We start from the raw sequence: 25881 nt of genomic DNA, 5'->3' as shown, positions 1-25881 counted from the left end.
GGTGCGACGTGCCCACTCCCACCCGCCCCCGGGACCCGTGGGCGGCACGGGCCCGGTCGGCCACCTGCGCTTCCGAGCGCGCCGACTAGCCTCGTGCTCATGACCAGCGACTTCGCCGACGCCCTCGCCTCCGGCCGTCCGCTCGTGCTCGACGGCGGCCTGTCCAACCAGTTGGAGTCGGCGGGCCACGACCTGACTGACGACCTGTGGTCGGCACGGCTGCTCGCGGAGGATCCCGGCGCGATCACCGAGGCGCACCTCGCCTACTTCGAGGCGGGCGCGGACGTCGCCATCACCTCCAGCTACCAGGCCACCTTCGAAGGCTTCGCCCGGCGCGGCATCGGCCCCGAGCGGGCGGCCGAACTCCTCACGCTCAGCGTGGCGGCGGCCCGGGCCGCCGCCCGCCGGGCGCGGACGGACCGCCGGCTGTGGGTGGCCGCTTCGGCCGGCCCGTACGGGGCGATGCTCGCCGACGGCTCCGAATACCGGGGCCGGTACGGCATCGGCGCCGCGGCGCTGGAGCGCTTCCACCGCCCGCGCCTGGAGGTACTGGCCGCCGCCCGGCCGGACGTCCTCGCACTGGAGACGGTCCCCGACACCGAGGAGGCCGCGGTGCTGCTGCGGGTGGTGCGCTCCCTGGGCGTACCGGCCTGGCTGTCGTACACCGTCGCGGGCGACCGCACCCGCGCAGGTCAGCCGCTGGAGGAGGCCTTCGCTCTGGCGGCGGACGCGGAGGAGGTGATCGCGGTGGGTGTGAACTGCTGCGCGCCCGAGGACGTGCCCGGCGCCGTGGAGACCGCTGCGCGTGTCACCGGAAAGTCAGTTGTCGTTTACCCCAACAGCGGGGAGGCCTGGAACGCTGAGGCACGGTCCTGGGAGGGGCCCCACTCGTTCGACGCCGGGCAGGTCCGCCGGTGGCGGGCGGCCGGGGCCCGGCTGATCGGCGGTTGCTGCCGGGTGGGGCCGGGGACCATCAGGTCAGTCGCGGCGGCACTGGCGCCGGTGTGACCGGATGCCGGTGGCACGGCCGTCTGGGGAGGCGAGCCGGGCCGTGGTCGGACCATGGGTCAGGGCCGCGGTGAACCGACGTGCGGGACAGCGTGTTCGGCAGGGGGGCCATGGATCACGGGGGGCGGGCGAGGCAGCGGGCGGTGCCCGGGGCGGCGGTCGCCGCCGGAGCGGTCGGGGCGCTCACCGTCGCCGCGCTCGCGCTGCGGCCCTCGGAGGGGCTGCTGCACGCCGGCCGGGGGCCGCTCGGCCACGGGGGCGTCGTGATCGTGTCGTCCCTCGTCTGGTCGGCCCTGGTCGTGCGGACCGTCACCCGCCTGCGGGGCCGGTTCGGCTCCCGCCGCGCCGCGCTGCCGGCGGGCGAGCAGCGGCTGCGGGAGGCCGCCGCACCGCTGCTGCTCGCCGGGGCGGGCCTCATCGGGGTCCTGGCTCTGGTGCTGCACCGGTTCCCCGGCGGCACGGAGTCCGGCCCACCGCCGCCGCCCCTCCCGACGCGGCTCCCCACCCCCGGTCCCGGCGGGCCGACGGCCCCGGAGGGCCCGGGGAACGCGCCGAGCCTGCCGTCACTGCCGCTGTACGCCGTGCTCGGGCTCCTGGCCGCCGCCGTCGTCGTGATCGTCGCGCCGGCCGTCGTGCGACGGCTGCGACGGCGCGGGCTCAGGGTGCCGCAGCGCCCCGGCCCCGCGGGCACGGTGGCCGAGGACGACGAGGCGCGCCTGCTGCTGTCCGCCGTGCGGTCGGGCCGCCTCGCCCTGTCCGACACCGGTGACGCCCGTGCCGACGTCATCGCCTGCTACGCCGCGATGGAGGACGCCCTCGTCGCGTCCGGCGTCCGGCGGCACGCCTCCGACAGCCCCGCCGATCTGCTCGCGCGGGCCGCCGGGGCGGGTCTCACCCCCGGTCCGGCCGCACCGCGCCTCACCGCGCTGTTCCGCGAGGCCCGCTACTCCTCCCACCCGATGGACCGCTCGCACCACGAGGCCGCGGCCCGCGCCCTGGAGGAGATCGCCTCACTGCTGCGGGACCGGGAGGGCGCGCGGTGAACCGGCCCGGAGAAGGGACCGCGGCAGGGGACATGCTCACCCGGGGCCGGCTCGGGCTGCTCGGGGGCGCGGTCGCCGGCTCCGGTCTCCTGCTCGTCCTGCTCCTCGACGGATTCGAGGCGGCCTGCGCGCTCCTGGTCGTGCTGACCGTCGTGGTGCTGCTCCTCACCCGGTACGCCGCCGGGGCGGCCGCGTTCGACTCCGCGCGCCGGGAGGAGGTGGGGCTGCTGCGGACGCGGGCGCCGGGCATGGGCGAGTGGCGGCGGAACGTGGTTACCGCCACGGGCCCCGACGGCGCCCTCTACTACCGTGCCGTGCTCCGCCCCGAGCTGCGCCACCTGTACGCCGCCGCGCTCGCCGAGCACCACCACGTCTCGCTCGACCAGCAGCCCGAGCGGGCGGCCGAGTTGGTCGGCACCGAGCTGTGGCCCTGGCTCGGCCCGGAGCCGCCCCGCACCGGGCCCGACGGCGAGGTCCCCGTCGACGTGCTGCGCCACCTCGTCGACCGGCTCGAAACGCTCGGCGCACCCCGCACCCGTACACCCGCACCCGCACCCGCACCCGTGAGGAAACAAGCGACGTGACGACTGACTCCACGCCCGGGCTCCGCACCGCCGAGCAGGTCGGCGAGCAGGCAGGCGCCGTACTGCGCGAGGTGGGCCGGGCCGTCGTCGGCAAGCCGGACGCGCTCGAACTGGTGATGCTGGGCGTGCTGGCCGGCGGCCACGTCCTCGTCGAGGACCTGCCGGGGCTCGGCAAGACCCTCCTCGCGCGGTCCTTCGCCCGCACGCTCGGCCTGGACTTCCGCCGCGTCCAGTTCACGCCCGACCTCCTGCCCTCCGACGTCACCGGAACGTCGCTGTACGACCAGCGCACCGGTGAGATGGTGTTCCACCCCGGCCCGGTCTTCACCCACCTCCTGCTCGCCGACGAGATCAACCGGACGCCGCCCAAGACCCAGGCCGCGCTGCTGGAGGCGATGGCCGAGTCGCAGGTGACCGTGGAGGGCGAGACCCGGCGGCTCGCCGACCCGTTCCTGGTGATCGCCACCGCCAACCCGGTGGAGTACGAGGGCACGTACTCCCTGCCCGAGGCGCAGCTCGACCGGTTCCAGCTGCGCGTGCGGATGGGCTACCTGACCGGCGATCAGGAGCTGGCGATGCTGCGGGCCCGGATCGACCGGGCCGCACCCGAGGCCGTGCTCGACCGCCTCGCGGGGCCGGCCGATGTCGTCGCGTGGCGGGCCGTCGTGGAGCGCGTGGAGATCGACGACGACCTGCTGGAGTACGCCGTCGCGCTCGTCGGCGCGACCCGCGGCCATCCCCAGATCAGCATCGGCGCCTCGCCGCGCGGCGGGCTCGCCCTGGTACAGCTCGCGCGCGCCCGCGCCGTGCTGGACGGCCGTGACTACGTCGTCCCGGAGGACGTCAAGGCCCTCGCGGTGCCCGCGCTGGCCCACCGGGTGTCGCTGCGGCCGGAGCTGTGGGTGCGCGAGGTGTCGACGGACGACGTGCTGAGCGAGATCGTCGGCAGTGTCGGCACACCGGCGACACGGCGCACGGCCGCCGCCGTCGCGTCGTGACCCCGCCCGCTGCCGTGCCGCCGGACGCCGCCGTGGTCCGGGCCCTGGAAGGGCGCACCGCCCCGGCGCAGCCGCCGCCCCCGCCGCCCGACGGGCCGCGCCCCGGCGAGCGGACGCTGCGCCTGCTGACCGTCGCCGTCGTCGCGCTGTCCGCCGCGCTGCTCACCGGGCGGGCATGGCTGCTGGCCCTCGCGGCGGCCCCGCTGGTGCTGCTCGCGCTGGCACTGCCCCGGGCCTTCCCCCGGCACGTCGAGACGTCGGTGACCGTGGAACCGGGCCGCTGTTTCGAGGGTGACACCGTCACCCTGCGCATCTCGGTGGCCCACGACGGGGACGCCGTCCGTCTCGACCCCGGTGTCACGCTCGGCCCGGGCCTGCGGCTCGACGAGGTCGTCGTGGGCCGGTCCACGGTGACGCTGCGCCACACCGCCCTTGACTGGGGCCGCTGGTCGCTCGGCCCGGTGGACCTCGACGTGTACGACGACGGGGGCACCGTGCGCCGCACCGTGCGCGTGGCGGCGGCCGAGGTGGCCGTGTTCCCGCGCGCCACCCAGGCACGGTTCACGCCGATCCCGGCACGGCTGCCGCAGCGGCTCGGCGAGCACGCCGCGCCGCAGGCCGGGGAGGGCGTCGAGGTCATCGGTGTGGGCCCCTGGGTGCCCGGGGAGCGGCAGCGGCGCATCCACTGGCCGTCGACCACTCGGCGCGGGACCGTGCAGCTGCACCGGTTCGCGGCCGAGCGGGCCGCCGACACGGTGATGCTGATCGACGCGTTCGGGGACGTCGTCGATCCGGGGACCGGAGTGTCGTCCCTGGACGAGACGGTGCGCGCCGCCACCGGGCTCGCCCGGGCCTATCTGCGCACCCACGACCGGGTGGGGGTCGTCTCGACCGGCGGCAGCACGAGGTGGCTGGCGCCGGGCACCGGGGACGCGGCGTTCTACCGCATCGTGGAGAGCGTCCTCGACGTACGCAGGGACCGGCGGTTCGACGCCCCCGGTGTGGAGCGGCTGCCGCCGCCCGCGCTGCCGGAGGGAGCACTCGTCTACGTCTTCACCCCGTTGAGCGACGCCCGGGTGCTGAAGGTGCTGCGGGAGCTCCAGCAGCGGGGGCGCCGCCCGGTCGTCGTGGAGATCCCGAGCGGCGACCCGCAGGTGGAACCGGGCGACCTCGCGGGCGAGTTGGGACTGCGACTGTGGCGGGCGGAGCGGGACGCGATGCGGTTCGCCCTGCGGGACAGCGGGGTGCCGGTGCTGCGGCATGTGGTGGGTGAGCCGCTGGATCTGGCGTTGGCACCGCTCCTGTCGGGGCGGGTCGGCGGGACGGGGCGCGTGGGATGACGGTGCCGGAGGCCCGGGCCGGCGTCCGCGCGTCCCTGGGGTACTGGGCCGGCACCGTGCCGGTGCGGGTGCTCGGGGCGGCGGCCGTCGTGACGGCGTGGCGCCCGTGGGCGAGGGTGAGCGGAGCGCCGGACGCGCTCGCGCTCGGCTGCGCGGTGCTCTTCGCCCTGTGGGCGGCGCCGTCGCTGGACCGGCGGCCGTCACTGGAGTCCACGCGCTGGTCCCACCGCCTGCTGCGGCACCGGACGACGGTGCTGGCGGCGGGCGTGGTGGTGATCGCCGCCCTCGGTGATCCCGCCTGGTGGGAAGGGGCCTGTCTGACCGGGCTGCTGGTCGCCTGTCTGGTGACGAGCGAGACGTGGCCGTGGCGGTGGGGACGCGGTGTCGTACGCGTGTGGGCGGAGGCGGCGGCGGCCTGCGCCGGAGCCGGTGTGGTGGCGGTCGCCGCGGCGCTCCCGGTGACGGGTGCGGGAACCGGACCCGGCCGGGTGGTGGCGGCCGGGGCGGTCGTGGGCCTGGCGGTGGCCGGGGTGGTCGTGGGCCTGGCGGTGGCGGGCGGTGGGGTGCTGAGCGCCCGTTGGCGGGGCCGGGAGCGGCACCCCCGCTGAAGGAGCGGCCGTAAGGGCCGCCCGCTTCCTTGTCAGGGTCGCGCTTCCGCGACCCGAGCGGCACCCAGCTCGCACCACACGATCTTGCCGGGAGTCCGTTCCTCCACTCCCCACTTGTCCGCCAGCTCCGACACGAGCACCAGCCCGCGCCCGCCCTCCCCGGGCTCGCACCCGCCCCGCGGCGGCACCGCCGGCACGCCGTCCCCACTGTCGTGCACCTCCACACGTACGCCGTCACCGTCGTCGTACGGCAGCAGCCGCAGCAGGAAGCCCCTGCCGGGTGGGACGCCGTGCACCAGGGCGTTGGTGGTCAGTTCGCTGACGCACAGCAGCACGTCGTCCGTGCGACCGCACCCACCCCAGTCCGCGAGTGCCTCGCGGGCGAACGCCCTCGCGTCGGGGACGGACCGGCGCTCCCGGCGGTAGAAGCGCTCGCGGGGGGACGGGGGTCGATTTTCACTGTTCACGGGACGAGGGTCACGCTCCGTGGTCATCATGAGACAGTGCGCGCCCCCGTACAGCCGGTCCGTACGGGTGCGCGCCGGTGAACGTACGCGCCCGGGTGGGGAGTCCGACCTCATGAGCACGACGACACGGAGGAACGCCTCCGCGATGAAGATGGTGGGGGCACTGCTCGCCCTCTACCGCCAGGCCGCCGGCCACACCCAGAGGTCGCTGGGCGAACGGTTCGTCATCGGGGAACAGCAGATCGCCTCGATCGAACAGGGCAGGCGCCCACTGAAGCCGGATCTCGCCGAGCAGCTCGACGAACTCCTCGACACCAAGGGGGCGTTGTCGACCGCGTTGAGCAGGATGCCGGAGGTGGACCTCGTACCCCTGTGGGCGGAGGAGTTCCTGGACCGGGAGCGGGAGGCCATCGCCATCTCGTCGTACGAGAACCAGGTGCTGCCCGGCCTGCTCCAGACGGAGGCGTACGCGTGGGCGGTGTTCCGCAGCCGGGTGCCGTTCTACGGTGAGGAGAGGATCGCCCAGTTGGCGACGGCGCGCGTCGAGAGGCAGGCGATCCTGCACCGCGGGGAGCCGCCGATCACTTGCTTCGTGGTCTGGGAACCGGTCGTGCGGGCGCCGATCGGCGGACCGGAGGTGTGGGTCGAGCAGTTGCGGCACTTGCGGGCATGCTCTGAACTGCCGGGCCTGATGTTCCAGGTTCTGCCTCTCGACAGGGCGAGTCACGCTTCGCTCGACGGGCCCTTCGTCCTGCTGGAAACGCCCGAACACCAGCGGCTCGCCTACACGGAGAACCAGCGCGGCAGCCAACTGATCGCCGACCCTGGAGAGGTGGCGATCCTGACCCAGAAATGTGCCATGCTGCGGTCACAGGCCCTCACCCCCGAGGACACGAGGGATCTTCTGGACCGTCTCCTGGGAGAACAATGAGCAGCACCGCACTGAGGTGGGTCAAGTCGAGCTACAGCGGCAGCGAGGGCGGCAACTGCGTCGAGGTGGCCGTCGAACCCGCCACCATCCACATCCGCGACTCCAAGGCCGACGCCCCCACCGCCCCCCGCATCACCGTCGCGCCGCAGGCCTGGGCCGCGTTCCTCGCCTGGTGACTCCCTGACACGGCGCGTGTCAGGGATGGATCCGTGAGCCTTCGATCATGGCCTGCGCGTCCTTGACGCCGGCGAGCTTGGCGAAGGCGAGGACGTACTGGCGGACGTTGGCCTGCACTCGGCGAAGATCCGCGCGGCAGTCGGCGGCTCCCGGCCACTCCTGCTCGGGACGCTGGGGATGGCTCTGCTCGAAGGCCTGCAAGCGCGGGTGCCACTTGGTGAGGAACGGCCGCAGTTCGTTGTTGAGGAACGTGACGGCGAGATGCTCGACGGTCAGGCCGCTGTTCGCGTGGACCGACGGACGGCCGGCCTTGAGGGTCTCCCTGGTCGTGGCGAAGAGCCCGTACAGGGACGTCAGGGCCTCGCGCAGCAGCCCCTCGTCGTCGTCCAGGGGCTGGACCGACACGCGGGTGACGGACTCGATGAACAGCTGCCACGAGACCTGCCGCGAGTCGTTGTTGACCACGAAGGTCAGTTCGCTGAGCTGCGGCACGGTGACGCGCACCTCGGTCAGCCGGCCGGCCCGCCGGTAGGCGTCGAGTCCGAGTGCCACGACGACCCCGGTCAGCCCGCCGGTGACGGCGAAGAGGTAGGTGCCGTTGGCGTGACTGACGGAATAGACCCCGAGGCCCAGTCCGGCGCCGAGCACCATGGACACCAAGGCCCGGAACACCAGCGTTCCCGTGACCCTGGCCGCCCTTCCGTCGGCCATCCACCACCCCACAGTCCGTGTGCGTGCCCTGGCCGAACTGTAGACGAGGCCGGGGGCGGCGCGTCAGGGGTCGCGGAAGCTCGGCGTTCGCCCTGGGACAGGAGTGGAGTTTGCGGCATATCCCTGTATAGGGGGTGACGCAGGGGCTACTCTCCTGACACGCGCGGGGGCGGTTACCGGGGGCACACCGCGCAGGGGGGAACGGCATGGAGCAGGCCGGCGAGCGTGTCCATCAGCACGACGTCTTCATCTCGTACAGCCACCAGTTGGACGACGGGCCCGCCACGGCCTTCCAGGCCGCCGTCGAGCACTTCGGCCGCCCGTTCTACCGCTCCCGCGACCTGCGCGTCTTCAGGGACAAGACCAATCTCTCGGCGAGCCCTCATCTGTGGGCGGACATCGAGAAGGCGCTGGGAGAGTCCGCCTGGCTCATCGTCATGGCCTCTCCCCTGGCGGCCGAGTCACCGTGGGTCCGCAAGGAGATCAGGTGGTGGCTCGAACACCGGAGCGGCGACCGCATCCTGATCGCGCTGACCGCCGGCACCATCGCCTGGGACGCCGAACGGGGCGAGTTCGACTGGGCGCGGACGGACTGCCTGCCCCGGAAGGAGCTGGCCGGAGCCTTCACCCAGGAGCCCCGGTGGGTCGACCTGACGTGGTTGCGCGAGCACAAGCGGATCTCGCCGCGCCACACCCGACTGGTCCAGGCGGTGGCGGAGTTCGTCGCCCCGGTGCGGGGGAGGTCGAAGGCCGAGCTGATCGGGGCTCATCTACGGCGCCAACTGCGCTTCAGGCAGACGGTGACCGCCATCAGCGTGGTGCTGGCCGTCCTCCTCGGCATCGCCGTGGTCGCCGGGGTGAGGGCGAACGAGGAGAGCGACCGGGCCGCCGAGCGCCAACTCGTCGCCACCTCACGTCAGCTGGTGGCGGAGGCGGCCTCGATCCAGGACAGCCAGCCCGACCTGGCCAGGCAACTGCTCGTGCAGGCCTACCGGATGGCCCCGACCGCCCAGGCGCACGGAGCCCTCGTCGCCAGCGCCGCCATCCCGGACGTGCTGCCCACCGACGGTTCCTCACAAGGAGTCGCCTACTGCCCGTCCGGCGGACTGCTCGCTACGGCCGCGGACGACGGCGTGACGCTGTACGGCACCGACGGCAACCGGCGTCTGGGTCTCGTCGGGACCGCGAGGGGCTCCGCCACCGCCGTGGCGTTCGGGCAGGACTGCGGCGTGCTCGCCGTGGGCGACGCCTTCGGCCACGTACGCCTGTGGTCGGTGAGCCGGGCCGACGAGCCGCGGCTCCTGACGGCGGTACGGCCGGACGACGGTGGGGTGGGAGGACTGGCGTTCATCGGGCGGACGCTGCGGCTGGCGGTCATCACCGACGGCGCCGTGCCCCACGTCGTGGACTTCGAGAAGCCGGACGCCGAGGTGACGGACTCGCTGCCGGGCACGACGCTGGCGGGGATCACCGAGACCATCGCCGTCAGCCCCGACGGGACCCTCGTCGCGGCGTCGTACGAAGGGGGCAAGGTCAGGCTCATGAGCCTGACCGAAGAGGGCGGGCTCACCGTGGAGTCCACGACGAACAGCCCGTCCGACGCGCTGGCGTTCAGCCCCGACGGCCAGTTCCTCGCCGTCGGCGGCGAGGAGGACTCCGCACGTCTGTGGGATGTGAGCGACCCGTCCCGGCCGAGTCCGGCGGCGCTGCTCGGCGCGCGCTCGTCCCTGGGCGTCGACTCCGTCGCCTTCAGCACCAGCGGGAGGTCGCTCGCGACGGGAGCGGGGGACGGCACGATCCAGTTGTGGGACATGTCCGACCCGCTGCGTCCCGCGCAGGGGGCACGGCTCACCGGTCACTCCGGACGGGTCAAGGCACTGGCCTTCGCGCCGGACGGCCGGACACTGGCGTCCGCGGCCTCGGACGGCGCGACCCGCGCCGCCGACGGCTCCGACGACCTCAACGGCACCGTCCGGCTGTGGCGGGTGGCCGAGGCGGAACGCTCGTCCTCCCGGGTGTTCCTGCCGGACGGCCACATGTCGGCCCAGCCCTTCGGCAAGGACGGCCACGTACTCGCCCTCGGCTCGCCCTCGACGCTGTGGTGGGTCGACGGTGCCGCCCAGCCGCACCGCCTGTCGACGCTGACCACGTTCAACCAGGGCGGGCAGCAGGTCTCCTTCGCTCCGGACGGCAGGACGCTCGCCACCGGAACACCCCTGAAGATGTGGGACACCTCCGACCCCCTGGAGCCCCGCGAGCTCACGACCACCGCCTTGAGGCAGGGAGCGGACCTCGTGCTGTTCAGCCCCGACGGGGACCTCGTGGCCGCCGACGAGGACGATCGGCTGGGCCTGTGGAGCACCGAGGACGAACCCCGACGACTGGCGCTGCTCCCGGCGGCGACCAGGTCCCCCGCGGTCTTCCTCGACGACGGCAGGAGCCTCGCGACCGTCACCAGGGCCCGGGACGCCGTCCAGGTCTGGGACGTCTCCACCCCCTCCGAGCCGAGGAAGGCGGCCACTCTCCGAACGGGCGCCGCACGGCCCACCTCCCTGGCGGCATCCGACGGGACCCTGTACGTCGGGGATTCCCACGGAGCGGTCACGGCGTGGCGTGTCCGCGGTGACCGGGCCGACCGACTGGGTTCCAGCACCCGGCACACCACGGCGGTCGAGGACCTCGCCGTCCACCCGCAGGGCGCCACGGCCGCGAGCGGCGGAGCCGACGGGTCCGTCCGCATCTGGGACGTGTCCGGTCCCGAGAACCCGCGCGAGTCCGCGGTGCTGGACGTGGGGGCGGGCACGGACGGCATGGCGTTCAGTGCGGACGGCCACACCCTCGCCGTGTCGACCGGCGGGGCCACACAGATGTGGGAGGCCGAGCCGTCGACGATCCAGCAGCAGCTGTGTGCCCAGTCGGAGCCCATCACGCGTGAGCAGTGGGCCCAGTACCTGCCCGACCGGACGTACAGCCCGCCCTGCGTCGAACCGCAGCCGACCGTGGAGACGAGCGCATGAACAGACGTGTGGCACGGGCTCTGCCGGTCGTGGCGGTCGCGGCGCTCGCGGCGGCCTGCTCGACCCCCGACCAGGGCCCCCGCGTCACCCCGGCGCCGGCCGCGCCCAGCGTCTCGGCCCCGGTACCCACCGCCTCTCCCCTGATCCCGGGCTCCGCGCTCGGGCCCGCCCCCGACGACCTGCGGGAGGTCGACTGGACGCGTGCGGTGCTGCCCGGCGACTTCTGCGAGATAGCCGGGACGGTGACCCTCACCGACAGCGAGGGCCGGGGCGAGTCGAAGACCTGGGGCCGGGTCCACGTGGCCCTGCTCCCCGACCTCACCACGTACGGAGACGTCACGGGGGACGACCGCGACGAGGCCGCCGTCGCCGTCGGCTGCGACAACGGGGGAGGGACCGCGGCCGGGCAACTGACCTTCGCGGCCGTCGTCCTGACGGCGCGCGACGGCCGGCTGTACGCGCTGGGCACCCTTCCCACCCAGCACGAGTCGTACGCCGAGCATCCGCCGCTGGTGTCCACGACGAAGCTGAAGCCGGGCAGGGCCACCATGACCGAGCTCTGGTACCGGCCGTCGGACGCCAACTGCTGCCCGTCGGGGGAAAGGGTCAGCACCTGGACGCTGGAAGCCGCGGACGTGCTGGTTCTGAGCGACTCGAAGGTCACGTCCTGACCGGCGTCCCGGCCACCGACGCACCGGACGCCCGGGGGCCCGGAACACGGTGGTCCCGGGCTCGCGGCGAAGGGTCCCGGTGCGCGGTCGCGTTCCGACCCGCCCCGCTCGGCGCCGCGGGGTGACAATGGGAGACACGCCCGCCCGCACTGTGCGCCGAGGAGGCCGTCGTGACCGTCGACCCTCACCACCCGAGCCGGTCCGCCCCCGTGACGATCGCCGAGGCCGACGAGCGGCACGCCGTTCTGGCCTTCGCCGGTGACCTGGACGCGCCCGCGCTGGGCGTCCTGGAGGAGCTGCTCCTCGACCCCCGTCTGCGGCGGCCGGGCGCGTGGACCCTGGACATGGGCGACCTGACGCACATCGACCTCGCGTGCGCCTACGCGCTGCTGCGCGCGGTCACCCGGGCCCCGGAACCGGCCGTCCTCACCGTCCGCGGCGCCCGCCCGGCGGTGCACCGCACCCTGCGGCACGCGGGGCTGGACACCGTCGCCACCTTCGTCGCGTAGCCGGCCCCGCGCCGCACAGCGGTCGTCGGCCGGGTGACCGGCCGGCGACCCTCGGTGATCTGCCGGCCTCACCCTCCCACCGACTTGCCTACCGGGAAAGTCGAAGATAGCTTTCCCAGTAGGAAAGTGGAGTCGGGCACGGGAGGGCGATGGCCGTGAGCACACCGGTCGATGCCGAACAGGCATGGAAGGACCTGCAGCGCATCCGGGTGCCGCAGGAGCGGGTGTACGACGAGGTCGAGCGGTCGGCGTCCGGCGGGGGCGGAACGACCTACGCCACGGCCGCGATCATGTGGGTCTTCCTCGCCGTCCAGGGCCTGGACCTGCCCCTGTGGGGCGTCCTGCTGACCATCGCCGCGTACGTCGGCCTGCTCGGCCGTCTGGCCGTGGTGCACCACCGCAGGAGCCGGATGCGGTTGCACCACTCCCGCGTGGACTGGCGGACGCTCGCCACGTTCGTCGCGGGAGCGGTGGTGACCGGCGCGACGGTCCTGCTGTCCGGCCGTATGGTCGAGTCCCTGGAACCGGTGTCCGGCGGCCTGATCCGGGCCACGGTCTCGGCGGCCGTGTTCGTCCTGTTCATCGGCCCGGCGGGCCGCTGGGCGGCAGGGTCGCTGCGTGACCGGGGTGTGCGGGAACCTCACCCGGGGGCGGGGCGATGAGCATCCCCACCGGTTTCGACGAGCTGATCCATCCCGCCACCCGGCTGTCGGTGGTCGCGCTGCTCGCGGCCACCGAATGGGCGGACTTCGCGTTCGTCCGCGACAGCCTCTCGCTCAGCGACTCGGCGCTCTCCAAGCAGCTGCACACCCTGGAAGAGGCCGGCTACCTGGAACTCCACAAGGAGGGCGGTGGCCGCAGGCGGCGCACGAAGGTGCGGCTGACGGACCGCGGCCGCACGGCCTTCGAGGGGCACGTGGCGGCACTCCGGGCGATCGTCGACGCCGCCGGCCCGCAGGCGGCGGCCGGCGCGGAGCCCCGGCGGCAGCCCTCGGAGGCGGGACGATGACGCGGCACGCACCCGGCCGGCCCGTGATCCACGCGCGCGACGTGACCATGGCGTACGGGGACACCGCCGTCCTCCACGGCATCGATCTGGACATCCACCGCGGCGAAGTCTTCGCGCTGCTGGGCCCCAACGGCGCCGGGAAGACCACCACGGTGGAGATCCTGGAGGGCTTCCGGCGGCGCTCCGGCGGGGAGGTCGACGTCCTCGGCACGGACCCGGAGCGGGGCGACGACGCCTGGCGGGGCCGGATCGGACTGGTGCTCCAGTCCTGGCGCGACCACCGCCGCTGGCGGGTCGCCGAACTGCTGGGGCACTTCGCCACGTACTACCCCGACCCCCGCGACCCGGCCGAACTGCTGGCCCTGGTCGGCCTCACCGACCAGGCGGGCCGACAGGTGGACCGGCTGTCCGGCGGGCAACGCCGGCGGCTGGACGTCGCCCTCGGCATCGTCGGCCGTCCCGAACTCCTCTTCCTGGACGAACCGACCACGGGGTTCGACCCCCGGGCGCGGCACGACTTCCACCTCCTCGTCGAGCGGCTGGCCCGCGACGAGGGCGTCACCGTCCTGCTCACCACGCACGACCTGGTGGAGGCCGAGCGCCTCGCGGACCGGATCGCCATGCTGGTCGGCGGCCGCATCCGGGCCTGCGGCACGCCCGCGGACCTGGCCCGGCAGGCCGCCTCGCGGGCCGAGGTCCGCTGGACGGCCGACGACGGGACGTCCCGCCGCGAACGCACCGAGGACCCCTCCCGGCTGGTCTGGGAACTCCACCGGGACGCGGCGGGCCCGATCCCCGGCCTGGAGGTGCGCCGCCCGACGCTGGAGGACACCTACCTGCACATGGTGCACGGGACGGCCGGCGGCCCGCCCGGACCCCCGGACGACTCCCCGGACGGGGAGGCACAGGCCGCATGAGGAGGACACACGTGACGGACAGCACCCACGAGGCGGACGGCACTGCCGGCACGCAGGCACCGCTCCGTCCGCGCGGCCGGCACTGGCGGGCCGGGTTCCTCCGCGGCGGCATCGAGCTGCGGCACCTCCTGCGCAACCCCAGGGAGATGTCCGGCCATCTGACCAACGTCGTCGTCGCGCTGGCGATCGCCGGCTACGTCGGTGACGACGTGCCCGGCACGCAGACCCCGATGGCCCACCTGGTGCTGGCGGGCTTCGCGGCCTACCTGCTGTTCCAGATCGGGCTGATCAACGTCCCGCAGATGCTGGTGACCGAACGCGAGGAGGGCGCGCTGCTGCGGCTGCGCGCGACACCCGGCGGGATACCGGCCTACCTCGTCGCCAAGTGCCTGCTGGTGGCCGTCACGGCGATCGGCACCCTGGCCGTGCTCCTGGCGAGCGCGGCGGTCCTGGTGGACGGGCCGCTGCCGGACGGGCCGGCGGGCTGGCTGACGCTGCTGTGGGTCACCACGCTGGGGCTGCTCGCCGTCGTGCCGCTGGGCGCGGCCATCGGCGCCGTGCTGCCCAATCCGCGCGAGGCGCTGGCGTTGATCATGCTGCCCACCATGGGGCTGCTGGTCACCTCCGGAGCGGTGTTCCCGATCACCTCGCTGCCCGCGCCGGTGCAGCAGGTGGCCTCCGTCTTCCCGCTCAAGTGGATGGCCCAGGGCCTGCGTTCGGCGCTGCTGCCGGACGCCGCCCGGACCGCCGAGCCGGCCGGCTCCTGGGAACTGCCCATGGTCGCCCTGGTCCTGGGCGCCTGGGCGGTCCTCGGCTTCCTCCTCGCGGTGCCCCTCCTGCGCCGCGCCGCCCGCCGCGAGTCCGGCTCCCGCCTGGCCTCGCGCCACCGCGAGGCGGCACGCAGCGGCGCGCTGCCCGTGTAGCCGGGCCGGGGCCTCAGGGCCGTCGCGGCGGCGTGCCGGTGTCCGCGCGGGCCGCCCAGTCGATGCCGCCCCGCAGATGGGCGCGGAAGTCCGGGTCGCGGTAGGCGTCGGCGGCATGGCCGAGGGCCGTGTAGAAGACGCGGCCCGCGCCCTGTGCGCGGCACCAGACCAGCGGATGGTCGTCGCCCATGCCACCGCCCTCGTACGACGACTCGTCGGCGCGGGCCAACACCCGCACCGCACCGCGCGGGTTGGTGCGGAAGTCGTACCACTCGTCCGTGAACTCCCAGACCGGCGGCAGCTCCCGGGTCGCCGGATGGGCGGGGTCCTCGACGAGTACCCGGCCCGGCTGGCAGGCGGGGTGGCGGGCGAAGCGGGCGCCGAGCAGCTCGCCGTAGTACGGCCAGTCCTCCTCGGTGCAGGCCGCCGCGTGCACGCCGACGAAGCCGCCGCCCGCCTCCACGTACGCGGCGAGCCGGTCGCGTCCGGCCGGGGTGAGCACCTCCCCGCTGGTGGAGAGGAAGACGACGGCCGCGTACCGGTCGAGGGGCCGCTCCAGGACCGCCGGGTCCTCCGTGTGGTCGGCCTCGAACTCCTCCAGGGTGCGCACGGCGTGCACCGCGTCCGGGATGGAGTCGTGGCGGTAGGCGGTGGTGCGCGTGTAGAGGAGCAGCCGGGGTGCCGTCCTGCCGGGGCGCGTCATCCGCCGGCGTCCACGTCGTTGTCGGGCGCCCCGTCACCGACCGGGGGCAGGTCGCCGCGTTCGACCGGGGTGCCGGGCGCGGGGCCGGCGGGGGGCAGCAGCCGGGCGGCTTCGGCGGCGTCGGGGCGGTGGGCGGCGAGGGCGGCCTCGCGCAGCACGTCACGCGGTACGGCGCCCTCCTCCGCCGAGACGCGTACGACGTGGCCCTCGCCGGGCACCGCGTACTCGTGGCGTCCGGCGCCGGTGCGGTACCAGGTGGCGCCGTCGCGTTCGCACGTCGTGCGCTCCCCGGACATGTCCCCGACCGGCTGCTCGGGGCACGTGCCGGCGGTGATCGAGCCCCGGTCGACGGAGAGGCGCAGGTGCGCACCGGTCTCACCGGAGACCCAGGTGGCGGAGAAGCCGTCGTCGCCGAGGACGCCGACGGACTGCTGGGCCAGGGTGAAACCGGGGGCCTCGGTGACGCGGACCAGTTCGGGGGCCACGCCCAGCGCCTGTGCGCGGGCGTCGAGTTCACCCCGGCCGGTGTCGGGACCGGTGGTCTCCCGGGCCCCCGCGGAGGAGACGGCCACGGTCTCGGTGTCCGCCTTCTCGGAGCCGCAGGCGGTGAGCAGCAACGGCGCCAGCAGCAGCACCGGCAGGACGCGCGTGAGACGAGGCATGCGCCCATCCTGCCGTACGGGCGTTCCCCTCGTCAGGCCCGGCCGCCCGCCCGTGCGGCCGGTGCCGTGCGGACGGGAGGCGCCCACCCGGGCCGTGCCGCGCCCTAGGGGCGGTGCGCCGCGGCGTCCTTCGTCAGCTGGACGGCCGAGAGCAGACTGAGTCCGGGTGCCGCCTCGCGCAGGATCTTGACCGCCCGCACGGAGTCGGCGGGGCCCTCGTAGCCGGTCCGGGCGAAGCGTTCGTGGACCCAGCGGGCACGCAGCTCCGCGTCGGAGGCGGCGGCGGCCCGTTCGGCCAGGGCGGCGGCGCGCTCCAGCCCGGGCCGCTGCTCGGGCGTCGCCTCGGCGAGTGCCTGACGGATCTCCTGGGCGACGACGTCCGCGTCCCGCAGGACGAGCACGTTGAGTTCCTGTTGCCTGCCGCGTCCGAACATGGAGCCATGATCAAGGACTCGGCCCGCACGGTTCAAGGGACTTGAGCGGCTTCTGAGACCCGGGGACCGTCATCGCGACTCCCCCGCGGACCCGCGCCGCGTGTCCGATTCCTTCAAGACCGGCCCCGCGCTCCCCGCCTACGGTGGCCCCATGACCGCACGATTCGACGCCATCAGCATCATCGTCTCCGACATGGCCGCCTCCGTGGCCTTCTACCGCCGGCTCGGTTTCGCGTTCCCCGAGGACGCCGGGGACCAGCCCCACGCCGAGGCCGAACTGCCGGGCGGGCTCCGGCTGCTGCTCGACACGGAGGCGTCCGTCCGTTCCTTCACGCCCGGGTGGCAGCCGCCGGCCGGCGGTGGACGGCACTCGCTCGCCCTGCTGTGCGACACCCCGGCCGAGGTCGACGCGCTCTACGAGGAGCTGACCGACGCCGGCTGCCACGGCGAACGGAAGCCCTGGGACGCCGTCTGGGGCCAGCGGTACGCCGTGCTCAACGACCCGGACGGCCACGGCGTCGACCTGTTCGCGCCGCTACCCGCGCCGGCCGAGTAGTTCCCCGGGCGGCAGGCCCGCCAACTCCCGGACGTCCCGTGCCAGATGCGCCTGGTCGGCGTAGCCGGCGCGCAGGGCCGTCTCGGCGAGGGGCGTGCCCTCGCGGGCCAGGGCGAGGGCACGCTGGAGCCGCAGTACGCGGGCCAGCGTCTTGGGTCCGTAGCCGAAGGCGGCCAGTGAACGGCGGTGCAGCCGGCGGGGCCCCATGCCCAGCTCGTCGGCGGTCACGGCGACCGGACGGCCCGCTTCGAGGGCGGCCACGATCCGGCGCAGCAGCGGGTCGGGGGGCTCGGTGCCGGCCGCCCGGGACAGCGCGGCCTCCTCCAGGCCGCTCGCCGGGTCGGGGGCCGCGTTCACCCGGGCGGCCAGGCTCCGCGCCCGGGCGGCGGGCCAGAGGTCGGTGAGCTCGACCCGCCGGTCGCGCAGTTCGTGGGCGGGAACGCCGAGCAGCGCGGGGCCGGTACCGGGGTAGAAGCGGACGCCCGCCCAGGGGCCGGGGGCGCCCCCGGTGACGTGGGCGCGGGTGTCGGGGCCCGCGACCAGCAGCCGGCCCTCGTGCCAGAGCAGGTCCATGCAGCCGTCGGGCAGCACACGTCCGGAGCCGGTCCCGGACGGGGTGTTGGTCCACACCACCGCGCCGGCCAGCCGGGACGCCCGTTCCGCGTACACGCCTGCCAGGCTACGCCGGTGCCCGGTACTCGCGCGGGCTGACGCCGTACACCCGTTTGAAGGCCGTGGACAGGGCGAACGCGCTGCCGTAGCCGACCTGCCGGGCGATCGCGCCGAGGGTGTCGTCGGTGTCGCGCAACCGGTCGGCGGCGAGCGCGAGACGCCAGCCGGTGAGGTACGCCATCGGGGATTCGCCCACCAGGTCGGTGAAGCGCCGGGCCAGCGCAGCGCGGGAGACGCCGGTCTTCGCGGCGAGCGTCGCCACCGTCCAGGGGTGCGCCGGGTCGTCCTGGAGCAGCCGCAGCGCCCGGCCCGCGACCGGGTCGCCCAGGGCCCGGTACCAGGCCGGCGGCTCGGCCCGCGGCCCGGCGAGCCAGTCCCGCAGCGCGGCGATGACCAGCAGGTCGAGGAGCCGGTCCAGGACCACCTCCTGGCCCGGTGCGTCCCGGGTGACCTCCGTCGTCAGCAGGGGCGTCAGCGGGCAGTCCCACTCGTCGGAGGCGAGGGACAGCAGCGGGGGCAGGGCGTCCAGCAGCCGGCCGCCGATCTCACCGCGCACCAGGTAGGTGCCGATCAGCAGCACGGCGCCGCCGTCGGTCCGGTCGCCCCAGGTGCGCACGCCGAGGTCCATGGAGCCGTTGAGGGGGCGTCCGTCGGGGTAGCTGCACGCGCCGCCCGGCAGGATCACCGCCTGCGCCGGGGTGCCGGGGTCGTCGGCGCAGGTGTAGGGGTCGGGGCCGCGGGCGAGGACGAGGTCGCCCGTACGCAGCCGCAGCCGCTCCCCCGTGTCCGGCACGATCCAGGCGTCGCCGCGGACCATCAGCATCACCGTCAGCGGTGCCCGGTCCTCGACGCGTACGGCCCAGGGCGGGTCGAAACAGGCGCGGATCATGAACGCGCCCCGGGCACGGGGGCCCTCCAGCAGTCCGGCGAGTGCGTCCATGGCGCCACAGCGTAGACGCACGCGTATGCCGGCGAGCCGTTCGGCGATGGGAACGCGGGGCGCCCGGCCGTTGACTGGTGCCATGACGAGGATGAGCGCACAAGGGAACATGACGGTCGTCGTGACGGGGGCGTCCGGGCGGGCCGGGCGACGGGTGGCCGAGGCGGCACGGGCGGCCGGGCTGACCGTACGGGCGGCGTCGCGGGCGACCGGGTTCGACTGGTGGGACCGGTCGACCTGGGCCGGCACCCTGCGCGGCGCCGACGCGGCCTACGTGGCCCACCCCACGGACGTCGGCGCTCCCGACGCCGCGGAGACGGTCGGGGCGTTCGCGCGGGAGGCGGCCGGTCTCGGCGTACGGCGGCTGGTGCTGCTGTCGGCGCGGGGCGAGGAGCAGGCGCGGCCGACCGAGGAGGCGCTGGCCGGGGCGGGCACGCGGTGGACGGTCGTGCGGGCCGCCTGGTTCGCGCAGAACTTCACCGAGGGCCCGCTGGCGGAGGAGCTGCGCGGGCGCGGGGAGCTGGTGTTCCCGGCCGGTGACGGGGCCCGGGAGCCGTTCGTGGACCTGCGGGACGTCGCCGACGTGGTGGTGGCGGCGCTGGTTTCCGGCGACCGGTACGCCGGGCGGGTGCTGGAGGTGTCGGGGCCCCGGCTGCTGACCTTCGCGGAGGCGGTCGCGGAGATCGCGGAGGGGACGGGCCGCGCGCTGACGTACCGGGCCGTGGCGCCGCACGAGTACGGCGCGAACCTGGCCGGCTTCGGGGTGCCGGCGGAGGAGGCCGCGTTCCTGGTGGAGCTGTTCGCCGCCCTGCTCGACGGCCGCAACGCCCGGCTGTCGGACGGTGTGCGGCAGGTGCTGGGCCGCACACCGAGGGACTTCGGCGACTTCGTACGGGAGGGCGTGACGGCCGGCACGTGGGAGCCGGACGCGTCCCGGCCGCTCCTGGCTTGATCTTCGACCTGTGCGGCGGGGCCGTGAAGTCGCGGGGACCGTACGCTGTGATGCACATCTGACCTGCAGGTTGCGCCATACTCCACGAGTGACTGCACCGATAGGCCCCGTGGTCCTCTTCGATGACGACTACTACATGTACGTCCTCCGGGACCGAGCATTCGCCGAGGCATGGTGGGAAATGCCCGACGAGTACGCCTGTGGGTTCGACGCCCTCGCCAGACCGTTGCGCATGACGGGCGAGCCGCATCAGGTCACCCTCGAGCTCAGTGGTGACGAACCGGCCGAGGCCGACCTTCGTCGTCTCGTCGCCGACCACTACCAGCGGTTCCTGCAAGGGCAGACGCCGCCCCGAGGAGCCGCTCTCTCCGAGTTCGTCGCGGGACTGCCGGTCGAGGACGCGTAGCGCGAATCCGCTCGCTCGACATCGCCCGTCACGGGGCCTTGGCCGCCCCTGAGCGGGCGGAATCCCGAAGGCATCACTGCGAGGATCACGTTCAGCCTCAATCAGCAGGTGGATCAGGCAGGTTGATAGGTTCAGTTCGACGTGAGCGATCACGACTGAGGGAGTGGAACGTGACCGGTGCGGCCAACCTGCGTCAGACGCTGCGGGACATCGAGGTCTTCTCCGGCGAGCTTCCCGGTTTCGACCCCACGACGGCGCCGGACACGCCCGTCGAGCTGTTCACCGAGTGGTTGCTCGAGGCGCTGAGCGCCGGAGTGAAGGAGCCGCACGCCATGACGCTGGCCACCGCGGACGCCAGCGGTGATCCGACGGCCCGCGTACTCATCCTCAAGGACGTGAGCACTCAGGGATGGCAGTTCGCCTCTGACGCGAACAGCCCCAAGGGCCGCGACCTCGCCGCCCGCCCCTGTGCGGCACTGACCTTCTACTGGGCACCGCTCGCCCGCCAGGTCCGGGTGCGCGGACCGGTTGTGCGAGAAACCCCCGAACTGTGCGCTGCGGACTTCCTCGCCCGTGGTGCGGGGGCACGGGCGGAAGCCCTGCTCGGCCGGCAATCGCAACCGCTCGCGGACCTGGCCGAGAGAGATGCACAGGTGGAGACGTCACTCACGCGGATCAAGAGCGAGCCGACCCTCGTGGCGCCGGACTGGACACTGTACTCAGTGCGCCCGGAATCGGTGGAGTTCTGGCAGGGCGACAAACAGCGCCGCCACACCCGGCTCGTCTACCTGTCCACACCCGACGGATGGACCAGGCAGATGCTGTGGCCGTAGCCCCGGACCAACGCCACCGCACCCCTCTGCCGTCAAACGCTCGTTCGACGCCAGGCGGCCTCCTGGGCGTCGTGGAGGTCTTCTCTGGGGGAGCGTGCAGGGCGTCGCGAGGCGGCGGGAATGGTCAGACAGGCCCTGAGGGACGGCGCCGGCCGGTCAGGAGGCCTCCGGCTTGTTGTGGTTCGCGGGCGGGTTGTTCTTCACGTGGGTCCGCAGGCGGGCCGTGACGTCCTCGGGCGGCAGGAAGCGGGACCAGCGTTCCGGGAACTCGGAGGGCATGTCGGGGTCCGCCTCGCCGGTCGCGGCGGCACGGGCCACGTACTCGGCGATCTGGGCCTGCCGGAGCCGCTCGTTGGCCTCGCGGGCGGCCGCGGTGGCGGCGGCGGGCCACACCCGGTCGATGGCCGCGTTGACCGCCGCCCCCACCAGCACCGCGAACGCGGACACGCCGATCCACAGCAGGACCGCGACGGGCGCGGCGAGCGAACCGTAGATGGTGGGGCCCTCCACGGTGCTGGTGAGGTAGATGCGCAGCAGGAAACTGCCGAGCACCCACATCGCGAGGGCCACCAGCGCGCCGGGCACGTCCTCGATCCACGGGGAGCGCACGGGCACCGAGACGTGGTACAGCGTGGTCAGGAACGCGATGGACAGGATGATGACGACCGGCCAGTACAGCACCTGGACGACCGTCGTCGACCACGGCACGATCCGCACCACGGCATCGGGTCCGGCCACCATCAGCGGCAGCGCGATCGACCCGATCAGCAGGGCCACCAGGAACAGCAGGAAGGCCATGAGGCGGGTCTTGACGATCCCCCGGACGCCGTCGAGGCCGTACATCACGGTGATGGTGTCGATGAAGACGTTCACCGCGCGGGAGCCCGACCACAGGGCGAACAGGAAGCCGATGGAGATGACGTCGGGCCGGCCGCCCTTGGTCACGTCGTCCAGGATCGGCTCGGTGATCTGCTGGACGCCCCGCTCGGAGAGCACCGCGCGGGAGGCGTCCAGGATGTTGGTGCGCAGGCTCTCGGTGGTGTCGGCGCCGATCCACAGGTCGACGTAGCCGATCAGCCCGAGGACGCTCAGCAGCAGGGGCGGCACCGACAGCAGGGTGAAGAACGCGGCCTCGGCGGCCAGGCCGAGGATGCGGTACTCCATGCACGAGTTGACGGTGTCCTTGAGGAGCAGCCAGGCGGTCCTGCGTTTGGAGACGTTCCGGTACAGGACCCGGGCGCGATGGAGCCGGCCGGAGGGCCGTTCGGGGGATTCACTTGCTGGCTGCACGCCCTAAAGGTATCCGCAGCCGGGGGCCGCACTCATCCGCGGACGCCCGTCGGCCGGTGCCGCCTCCGCACCGGCCGACGGCACGGTAGGTTCACGGTCATGGCAGGCAGTACCCACACCGTGACGAATCAGGCCCCGCCGCTGGTCGGCCACGACGTGTTCACCACCGACCGGGCGCTGACGGCCGCGGTCGAGCGGCACCTGGCACCGGAGCTGCGCGAGGAGGCGCGGGCCGAGCTGTCGGGCCTGGGCCGCAGCTGCGGTTCCCTCCAGACCCGGGAGTGGGCCGCGCAGGCCGACGAGAACCCCCCGACCCTGCGCTCCCACGACCGCTACGGCCACCGCGTCGACGAGGTCGACTTCCACCCGGCCTGGCACCGGCTGCTGGGCAAGGGCGTCGCGGCCGGCCTGACCGCGGCCTGGTCCCGGCCGGGCGGGCAGGTGACGCGCGCCGCCGGTTTCCTCATGTGGACCCAGGTGGAGGCCGGCAACTGCTGCCCCCTGTCGATGACCCACGCGGCCGTGCCGGCCCTGCGCGCCGACCCGGAGCTCGCCGCGGAGTGGGAGCCGCGGCTGACCTCCCGGGTGTACGACCGGGAGCTGCGGCCCGCCCCGCTGAAGGCCGGGGTCCTGTTCGGCATGGCCATGACGGAGAAGCAGGGCGGCAGCGACGTCCGGGCGGGCACCACCGCCGCCCGCCCGCTGGCCGAGGACGGCACGTACGAGCTGACCGGGCACAAGTGGTTCTGCTCGGCGCCGATGTCGGACGGCTTCCTGGTGCTCGCCCGGGCCCCGGGCGGTCCGACCTGCTTCCTGGTACCGCGCGTCCTGGCGGACGGGACCCGCAACGTGTTCCTGATCCAGCGGCTCAAGGACAAGCTGGGCAACCGGTCCAACGCCTCCGCCGAGGTCGAGTTCGACGGGACCTGGGCGCGCCGGGTCGGCGAGGAGGGGCGCGGGGTGCGCACCATCATCGGCATGGTGGCGGCGACCCGGCTGGACTGCGTCCTGGGGTCGGCGGGACTGATGCGGCAGGCCGTCGCCCAGGCGGTGCACCACTGCACGTACCGGGAGGCGTTCGGCGCGAAGCTGGTCGACCAGCCGCTCATGCGCAACGTCCTCGCGGACCTCGCGATCGAGTCGGAGGCGGCGACCACGCTGGCGCTGCGGCTGGCGGCGGCCCAGGACGCCGCCGACGGCGGTGACGAGCGGGAGCGGGCGCTGCTGCGGCTGGCGGTGCCGGCGGCCAAGTACTGGGTGACCAAGCGGTGCGCGCCGGTGGCGGTGGAGGCCGCCGAGTGCCTGGGCGGCAACGGGTACGTCGAGGAGTCCGGGATGCCCCGGCTGGTGCGCGAGTCGCCGCTGAACTCGATCTGGGAGGGCGCCGGCAACGTACAGGCGCTGGACGTGCTCAGGGCGCTCGGGCGGGAACCGCTGGCGATGGACGCCTACCTGACGGAGGTGGGCCTGGCGCGCGGCGCCGACCACCGTCTGGACGCGGCGATCAGGGGGCTGCTGACGGAACTGGCCGACCTGGGGGCCGCCGAGGGGCGGGCCCGGCGGCTGGTGGAGCGGCTGGCGCTGGTGCTCCAGGGCTCGCTGCTGGTGCGGTACGCGCCGCCCGAGGTCGCCGACGCGTTCTGCGCCGCCCGGCTGGGCGGCGACGGGGGCGCGGCCTTCGGCACGCTGCCGCCCACGCTCGACCTGGCGTCGGTCGTGGAGCGGGCCGCCCCGGTGGCCTGATCCCGCCCGCGTGGCGCGGGGGTGGTGCTGCGCCGACACGGCACCACCCCCACCCCACGGGCCCGTTCGGGCCGCGTACGCCGCACGGGGCGACGTGGTTCAAGTGTGGACACCGGCCGGCGCCGTCGACCAGGGTTGCAGGGGGTTGCAACTTGCCACCGGCCATGCGCGGACTGTGTCCTGTGGGCACGGGCAAGCGGTCGGTACGTGACGGACATCCTGCTTCCGGGAGGACGGGGACCAGTGGCGCTCTCGCCGATGGACGTGACGCGGCTCGCCGCCGTCGACACGACGCGCGCGGCGCGCATGCTCAGCGAGGTCCGCTCCGCGCGCCTCTCGGGCGGACGGGCTCCGGTGGCACCGCGTCCGGTGATCGAGCAGTCCTGGGAGCGGATGCTGCGCAGCGGCGTCGACCCGGAGCACGACTTCCGCTCGGGACTGCTGCCCCTCGACGAGGTGCGGCGGCGACGGGAGGCCTCGCCGCTGCGGCACGTGCTGCCGGTACTGCGCGAGGGGCTGCTGTCCGTCGCGGACGTCGCGCACCACATCATGGTGGTCGCCGACGACGAGGGCCGGCTGCTGTGGCGGGAGGGCAGCGCGCCGGTGCTGCGCAAGGCCGACGGGCTCGGCTTCGAACTCGGGGCGGACTGGCGCGAAGAGGTGGTCGGGACCAACGGCGTGGGGACGCCGGCGGTCACCCGGCGGCCCGTCCAGGTGTTCGCCTCCGAGCACTTCGTGCGTTCCCAGGCGACCTGGACCTGCGCCGGCGCGCCCATCAGCGATCCGCGCAGCGGCCGGCTGCTGGGTGTGGTCGACGTGAGCGGGCCGCTCTCGACGATGCATCCGGCCACGCTCGCCTGGGTCGACTCGGTCGCCAAGCTCGCCGAGGCCCGGCTGCGCGAGCTGCACGTGCAGTCGCTGGAGCGGCTGCGCGCGGTGGCGGCGCCGGTGCTGGCCCGGCTCGACGGCCGAGCCCTGGTCACGGACCGGGACGGCTGGACGGCGGCGGTGACGGGGATGCCGTACCTGGAGCGGGTGGTGCTGCCCAGGCACCCGGTGGCGGGGCGGCGGTGGCTGCCCGCGCTCGGGGCGTGCACCGTGGAGCCGCTGGGCGAGGGCTGGCTGGTACGGGCGGCCGAGGAGCCGGTGGCGAGCGGTGGCGTCCGGATCGTGCTGGACCTCGGGCAGCCGCGCCGCTGGTCGGTCCGGGTGCTGGGGGGTGCGGAGGCCTTGACGCGGGAACTGAGTCCCCGGCACGCGGAGTTGCTGTACCTGCTGGCCGTCCACCGCACCGGCCGCAGCGCCGCGGGCCTGGCCGAGGACATGTTCGGCGACCCGGCGCGCACGGTGACGGTGCGGGCCGAGATGTCCCGGGTGCGGAGGTACCTCGGGGCCTATCTGGAGCACCGGCCGTATCGTTTCTGCGGGGCGGCGGAGGTAGAGCTCGCCCTCCCGGAGGACCCCCGTGACCTGCTCCCCCACTCGACGGCTCCGGCGGTGGCGGCCCACCGGACCTCGGCCCCGCCCCCCTGAACGCCGACACCCCGGCGAGGGCACGGGAAGGGCACGGGGAGGCGCGCGAGCGGCCACGCCCCTCCCGCGCCCGGCCCGGTGAGGGCCCGCGCCGACCGTGGAGACGCCACGTTTTCGCATATTTGCATCGTCCGCGTCCGCGGACCCGCCCGTCTGTCGTAGCATCCTCTACGGACCGCACCAGCCGCTCCCCGGTCAACGCGACCCTCGTCGAGCTCAGTTGGTCCGGTGCCTGTGGAGGTTT

29 protein-coding genes are annotated in these 25881 nt (G+C 74.3%); 21 read left to right on the top strand and 8 right to left on the bottom strand.

Annotated elements, in window-relative coordinates:
- Positions 1 to 99: 99 nt before the first annotated feature.
- From mmuM to SAM23877_RS27795, 6 genes are all read left to right on the top strand, one after another.
- Positions 100 to 1008, top strand: a complete 909-nt coding sequence (mmuM, locus tag SAM23877_RS27820; protein WP_053142937.1) for a homocysteine S-methyltransferase — start codon at positions 100 to 102, stop codon at positions 1006 to 1008.
- Between the two features lie 110 nt (positions 1009 to 1118).
- Positions 1119 to 2051, top strand: a complete 933-nt coding sequence (locus SAM23877_RS27815; protein WP_053142935.1) for a DUF4129 domain-containing protein — start codon at positions 1119 to 1121, stop codon at positions 2049 to 2051.
- Between the two features lie 32 nt (positions 2052 to 2083).
- The gene (locus tag SAM23877_RS27810; RefSeq protein ID WP_107408678.1) at positions 2084 to 2635 is read left to right on the top strand and encodes a hypothetical protein; all 552 of its coding nucleotides are present in this window, start codon (positions 2084 to 2086) and stop codon (positions 2633 to 2635) included.
- Positions 2632 to 3633 carry an AAA family ATPase gene (locus SAM23877_RS27805; RefSeq protein WP_053139045.1) on the top strand — a complete coding sequence of 334 codons (1002 nt, stop codon included), beginning with the start codon at positions 2632 to 2634 and terminating at the stop codon, positions 3631 to 3633. The genes SAM23877_RS27810 and SAM23877_RS27805 overlap by 4 nt, the downstream gene beginning before the upstream one ends.
- Positions 3630 to 4973, top strand: coding sequence for a DUF58 domain-containing protein (locus SAM23877_RS27800; RefSeq protein ID WP_053139044.1), 1344 nt, complete (start codon positions 3630 to 3632; stop codon positions 4971 to 4973). The genes SAM23877_RS27805 and SAM23877_RS27800 overlap by 4 nt, the downstream gene beginning before the upstream one ends.
- The gene (locus SAM23877_RS27795) at positions 4970 to 5581 is read left to right on the top strand and encodes a hypothetical protein (RefSeq protein WP_053139042.1); all 612 of its coding nucleotides are present in this window, start codon (positions 4970 to 4972) and stop codon (positions 5579 to 5581) included. Before SAM23877_RS27800 ends, SAM23877_RS27795 begins: the two co-directional genes overlap by 4 nt.
- 32 nt (positions 5582 to 5613) lie before the next feature.
- Here SAM23877_RS27795 and SAM23877_RS27790 read toward each other — a convergent pair whose 3' ends face one another.
- Positions 5614 to 6048, bottom strand: a complete 435-nt coding sequence (locus tag SAM23877_RS27790) for an ATP-binding protein (protein ID WP_425314768.1) — start codon at positions 6046 to 6048, stop codon at positions 5614 to 5616.
- A gap of 112 nt (positions 6049 to 6160) precedes the next feature.
- Between SAM23877_RS27790 and SAM23877_RS27785 the strand changes: the two genes are divergently transcribed.
- Both SAM23877_RS27785 and SAM23877_RS27780 read left to right on the top strand, forming a co-directional pair.
- Positions 6161 to 6979 (top strand): helix-turn-helix domain-containing protein, encoded by an 819-nt coding sequence (locus SAM23877_RS27785; RefSeq protein ID WP_053139040.1) that lies wholly within the window; start codon positions 6161 to 6163, stop codon positions 6977 to 6979.
- A complete protein-coding gene (locus SAM23877_RS27780) occupies positions 6976 to 7155 on the top strand; it encodes a DUF397 domain-containing protein (RefSeq protein WP_053139039.1) in 180 nt (59 codons plus the stop codon). Before SAM23877_RS27785 ends, SAM23877_RS27780 begins: the two co-directional genes overlap by 4 nt.
- A 19-nt stretch (positions 7156 to 7174) precedes the next feature.
- On the opposite strand, the gene SAM23877_RS27775 is transcribed toward SAM23877_RS27780, so the two are convergent.
- Entirely contained in the window at positions 7175 to 7867 is a 693-nt protein-coding gene (locus SAM23877_RS27775; protein ID WP_159042000.1) for a hypothetical protein, read from the bottom strand.
- 206 nt (positions 7868 to 8073) lie between these two features.
- Between SAM23877_RS27775 and SAM23877_RS27770 the strand changes: the two genes are divergently transcribed.
- From SAM23877_RS27770 to SAM23877_RS27740, 7 genes are all read left to right on the top strand, one after another.
- Positions 8074 to 10884: a toll/interleukin-1 receptor domain-containing protein gene (locus tag SAM23877_RS27770; protein WP_053139035.1), complete on the top strand. Its 2811-nt coding sequence runs from the start codon at positions 8074 to 8076 to the stop codon at positions 10882 to 10884.
- Positions 10881 to 11555 carry a hypothetical protein gene (locus SAM23877_RS27765; RefSeq protein WP_063796792.1) on the top strand — a complete coding sequence of 225 codons (675 nt, stop codon included), beginning with the start codon at positions 10881 to 10883 and terminating at the stop codon, positions 11553 to 11555. The genes SAM23877_RS27770 and SAM23877_RS27765 overlap by 4 nt, the downstream gene beginning before the upstream one ends.
- Positions 11556 to 11725: 170 nt before the next feature.
- Positions 11726 to 12064: an STAS domain-containing protein gene (locus SAM23877_RS27760; RefSeq protein WP_053139031.1), complete on the top strand. Its 339-nt coding sequence runs from the start codon at positions 11726 to 11728 to the stop codon at positions 12062 to 12064.
- Between the two features lie 149 nt (positions 12065 to 12213).
- Positions 12214 to 12726: a hypothetical protein gene (locus tag SAM23877_RS27755; RefSeq protein WP_053139029.1), complete on the top strand. Its 513-nt coding sequence runs from the start codon at positions 12214 to 12216 to the stop codon at positions 12724 to 12726.
- A complete protein-coding gene (locus SAM23877_RS27750; protein WP_053139026.1) occupies positions 12723 to 13073 on the top strand; it encodes a transcriptional regulator in 351 nt (116 codons plus the stop codon). The genes SAM23877_RS27755 and SAM23877_RS27750 overlap by 4 nt, the downstream gene beginning before the upstream one ends.
- Positions 13070 to 13990 carry an ABC transporter ATP-binding protein gene (locus tag SAM23877_RS27745; RefSeq protein WP_053139025.1) on the top strand — a complete coding sequence of 307 codons (921 nt, stop codon included), beginning with the start codon at positions 13070 to 13072 and terminating at the stop codon, positions 13988 to 13990. The genes SAM23877_RS27750 and SAM23877_RS27745 overlap by 4 nt, the downstream gene beginning before the upstream one ends.
- Positions 13987 to 14913, top strand: a complete 927-nt coding sequence (locus SAM23877_RS27740; RefSeq protein WP_079030479.1) for an ABC transporter permease — start codon at positions 13987 to 13989, stop codon at positions 14911 to 14913. Before SAM23877_RS27745 ends, SAM23877_RS27740 begins: the two co-directional genes overlap by 4 nt.
- Before the next feature lie 13 nt (positions 14914 to 14926).
- Here the strand turns inward: SAM23877_RS27740 and SAM23877_RS27735 are convergent, their stop codons facing one another.
- The 3 genes from SAM23877_RS27735 to SAM23877_RS27725 form a co-directional block, all read right to left on the bottom strand.
- Positions 14927 to 15616: a ThuA domain-containing protein gene (locus SAM23877_RS27735; protein ID WP_053139023.1), complete on the bottom strand. Its 690-nt coding sequence runs from the start codon at positions 15614 to 15616 to the stop codon at positions 14927 to 14929.
- Entirely contained in the window at positions 15613 to 16278 is a 666-nt protein-coding gene (locus SAM23877_RS27730) for a hypothetical protein (RefSeq protein ID WP_053139021.1), read from the bottom strand. Before SAM23877_RS27730 ends, SAM23877_RS27735 begins: the two co-directional genes overlap by 4 nt.
- A gap of 104 nt (positions 16279 to 16382) precedes the next feature.
- Positions 16383 to 16712, bottom strand: coding sequence for a hypothetical protein (locus tag SAM23877_RS27725; RefSeq protein ID WP_053139019.1), 330 nt, complete (start codon positions 16710 to 16712; stop codon positions 16383 to 16385).
- 151 nt (positions 16713 to 16863) lie between these two features.
- Here SAM23877_RS27725 and SAM23877_RS27720 point away from each other — a divergent pair, with 151 nt between their 5' ends.
- On the top strand, positions 16864 to 17268 hold the full coding sequence (locus SAM23877_RS27720; protein ID WP_079030810.1) for a VOC family protein: 405 nt from the start codon (positions 16864 to 16866) through the stop codon (positions 17266 to 17268).
- On the opposite strand, the gene SAM23877_RS27715 is transcribed toward SAM23877_RS27720, so the two are convergent.
- Positions 17248 to 17937 (bottom strand): helix-turn-helix transcriptional regulator, encoded by a 690-nt coding sequence (locus SAM23877_RS27715; RefSeq protein WP_053139015.1) that lies wholly within the window; start codon positions 17935 to 17937, stop codon positions 17248 to 17250. The two genes, SAM23877_RS27720 and SAM23877_RS27715, sit on opposite strands and share 21 nt — an antisense overlap.
- A gap of 10 nt (positions 17938 to 17947) precedes the next feature.
- Positions 17948 to 18880: an AraC family transcriptional regulator gene (locus SAM23877_RS27710; RefSeq protein WP_053139013.1), complete on the bottom strand. Its 933-nt coding sequence runs from the start codon at positions 18878 to 18880 to the stop codon at positions 17948 to 17950.
- 82 nt (positions 18881 to 18962) lie between these two features.
- On the opposite strand from SAM23877_RS27710, the gene SAM23877_RS27705 reads away from it, so the two are divergent.
- The 3 genes from SAM23877_RS27705 (at position 18963) to SAM23877_RS27695 (ending at position 21071) form a co-directional block, all read left to right on the top strand.
- Positions 18963 to 19832: a Rossmann-fold NAD(P)-binding domain-containing protein gene (locus SAM23877_RS27705; RefSeq protein ID WP_053139011.1), complete on the top strand. Its 870-nt coding sequence runs from the start codon at positions 18963 to 18965 to the stop codon at positions 19830 to 19832.
- Between the two features lie 88 nt (positions 19833 to 19920).
- Positions 19921 to 20238: a hypothetical protein gene (locus SAM23877_RS27700; protein WP_053139009.1), complete on the top strand. Its 318-nt coding sequence runs from the start codon at positions 19921 to 19923 to the stop codon at positions 20236 to 20238.
- A gap of 170 nt (positions 20239 to 20408) precedes the next feature.
- Entirely contained in the window at positions 20409 to 21071 is a 663-nt protein-coding gene (locus SAM23877_RS27695; protein WP_244903005.1) for a pyridoxine/pyridoxamine 5'-phosphate oxidase, read from the top strand.
- A 156-nt stretch (positions 21072 to 21227) separates the two neighbouring features.
- Here SAM23877_RS27695 and SAM23877_RS27690 read toward each other — a convergent pair whose 3' ends face one another.
- Entirely contained in the window at positions 21228 to 22361 is a 1134-nt protein-coding gene (locus SAM23877_RS27690) for a YihY/virulence factor BrkB family protein (protein WP_053139007.1), read from the bottom strand.
- Between the two features lie 99 nt (positions 22362 to 22460).
- On the opposite strand from SAM23877_RS27690, the gene SAM23877_RS27685 reads away from it, so the two are divergent.
- Both SAM23877_RS27685 and SAM23877_RS27680 read left to right on the top strand, forming a co-directional pair.
- Positions 22461 to 24104, top strand: coding sequence for an acyl-CoA dehydrogenase family protein (locus SAM23877_RS27685; protein ID WP_053139005.1), 1644 nt, complete (start codon positions 22461 to 22463; stop codon positions 24102 to 24104).
- Positions 24105 to 24347: 243 nt separating this feature from the next.
- Positions 24348 to 25637: a GAF domain-containing protein gene (locus tag SAM23877_RS27680; protein ID WP_053139003.1), complete on the top strand. Its 1290-nt coding sequence runs from the start codon at positions 24348 to 24350 to the stop codon at positions 25635 to 25637.
- The last annotated feature ends 244 nt before the right edge of the window (positions 25638 to 25881 follow it).

Source organism: Streptomyces ambofaciens ATCC 23877 (assembly GCF_001267885.1).
Classification (GTDB): domain Bacteria; phylum Actinomycetota; class Actinomycetes; order Streptomycetales; family Streptomycetaceae; genus Streptomyces; species Streptomyces ambofaciens.
This window is presented reverse-complemented; position numbering and strand designations above follow the sequence as displayed.

What these genes read in the sequence shown, in the direction of transcription:
- mmuM (WP_053142937.1), top strand. Translation starts at nt 100, where the DNA reads ATGACCAGCGACTTCGCCGACGCCCTCGCCTCCGGCCGTCCGCTCGTG.
- SAM23877_RS27815 (WP_053142935.1), top strand. Translation starts at nt 1,119, where the DNA reads ATGGATCACGGGGGGCGGGCGAGGCAGCGGGCGGTGCCCGGGGCGGCG.
- SAM23877_RS27810 (WP_107408678.1), top strand. Translation starts at nt 2,084, where the DNA reads ATGCTCACCCGGGGCCGGCTCGGGCTGCTCGGGGGCGCGGTCGCCGGC.
- SAM23877_RS27795 (WP_053139042.1), top strand. Translation starts at nt 4,970, where the DNA reads ATGACGGTGCCGGAGGCCCGGGCCGGCGTCCGCGCGTCCCTGGGGTAC.
- SAM23877_RS27785 (WP_053139040.1), top strand. Translation starts at nt 6,161, where the DNA reads ATGAGCACGACGACACGGAGGAACGCCTCCGCGATGAAGATGGTGGGG.
- SAM23877_RS27780 (WP_053139039.1), top strand. Translation starts at nt 6,976, where the DNA reads ATGAGCAGCACCGCACTGAGGTGGGTCAAGTCGAGCTACAGCGGCAGC.
- SAM23877_RS27775 (WP_159042000.1), bottom strand. Translation starts at nt 7,867, where the DNA reads ATGGCCGACGGAAGGGCGGCCAGGGTCACGGGAACGCTGGTGTTCCGG.
- SAM23877_RS27770 (WP_053139035.1), top strand. Translation starts at nt 8,074, where the DNA reads ATGGAGCAGGCCGGCGAGCGTGTCCATCAGCACGACGTCTTCATCTCG.
- SAM23877_RS27765 (WP_063796792.1), top strand. Translation starts at nt 10,881, where the DNA reads ATGAACAGACGTGTGGCACGGGCTCTGCCGGTCGTGGCGGTCGCGGCG.
- SAM23877_RS27755 (WP_053139029.1), top strand. Translation starts at nt 12,214, where the DNA reads ATGGCCGTGAGCACACCGGTCGATGCCGAACAGGCATGGAAGGACCTG.
- SAM23877_RS27750 (WP_053139026.1), top strand. Translation starts at nt 12,723, where the DNA reads ATGAGCATCCCCACCGGTTTCGACGAGCTGATCCATCCCGCCACCCGG.
- SAM23877_RS27745 (WP_053139025.1), top strand. Translation starts at nt 13,070, where the DNA reads ATGACGCGGCACGCACCCGGCCGGCCCGTGATCCACGCGCGCGACGTG.
- SAM23877_RS27740 (WP_079030479.1), top strand. Translation starts at nt 13,987, where the DNA reads ATGAGGAGGACACACGTGACGGACAGCACCCACGAGGCGGACGGCACT.
- SAM23877_RS27735 (WP_053139023.1), bottom strand. Translation starts at nt 15,616, where the DNA reads ATGACGCGCCCCGGCAGGACGGCACCCCGGCTGCTCCTCTACACGCGC.
- SAM23877_RS27730 (WP_053139021.1), bottom strand. Translation starts at nt 16,278, where the DNA reads ATGCCTCGTCTCACGCGCGTCCTGCCGGTGCTGCTGCTGGCGCCGTTG.
- SAM23877_RS27725 (WP_053139019.1), bottom strand. Translation starts at nt 16,712, where the DNA reads ATGTTCGGACGCGGCAGGCAACAGGAACTCAACGTGCTCGTCCTGCGG.
- SAM23877_RS27720 (WP_079030810.1), top strand. Translation starts at nt 16,864, where the DNA reads ATGACCGCACGATTCGACGCCATCAGCATCATCGTCTCCGACATGGCC.
- SAM23877_RS27710 (WP_053139013.1), bottom strand. Translation starts at nt 18,880, where the DNA reads ATGGACGCACTCGCCGGACTGCTGGAGGGCCCCCGTGCCCGGGGCGCG.
- SAM23877_RS27705 (WP_053139011.1), top strand. Translation starts at nt 18,963, where the DNA reads ATGACGAGGATGAGCGCACAAGGGAACATGACGGTCGTCGTGACGGGG.
- SAM23877_RS27685 (WP_053139005.1), top strand. Translation starts at nt 22,461, where the DNA reads ATGGCAGGCAGTACCCACACCGTGACGAATCAGGCCCCGCCGCTGGTC.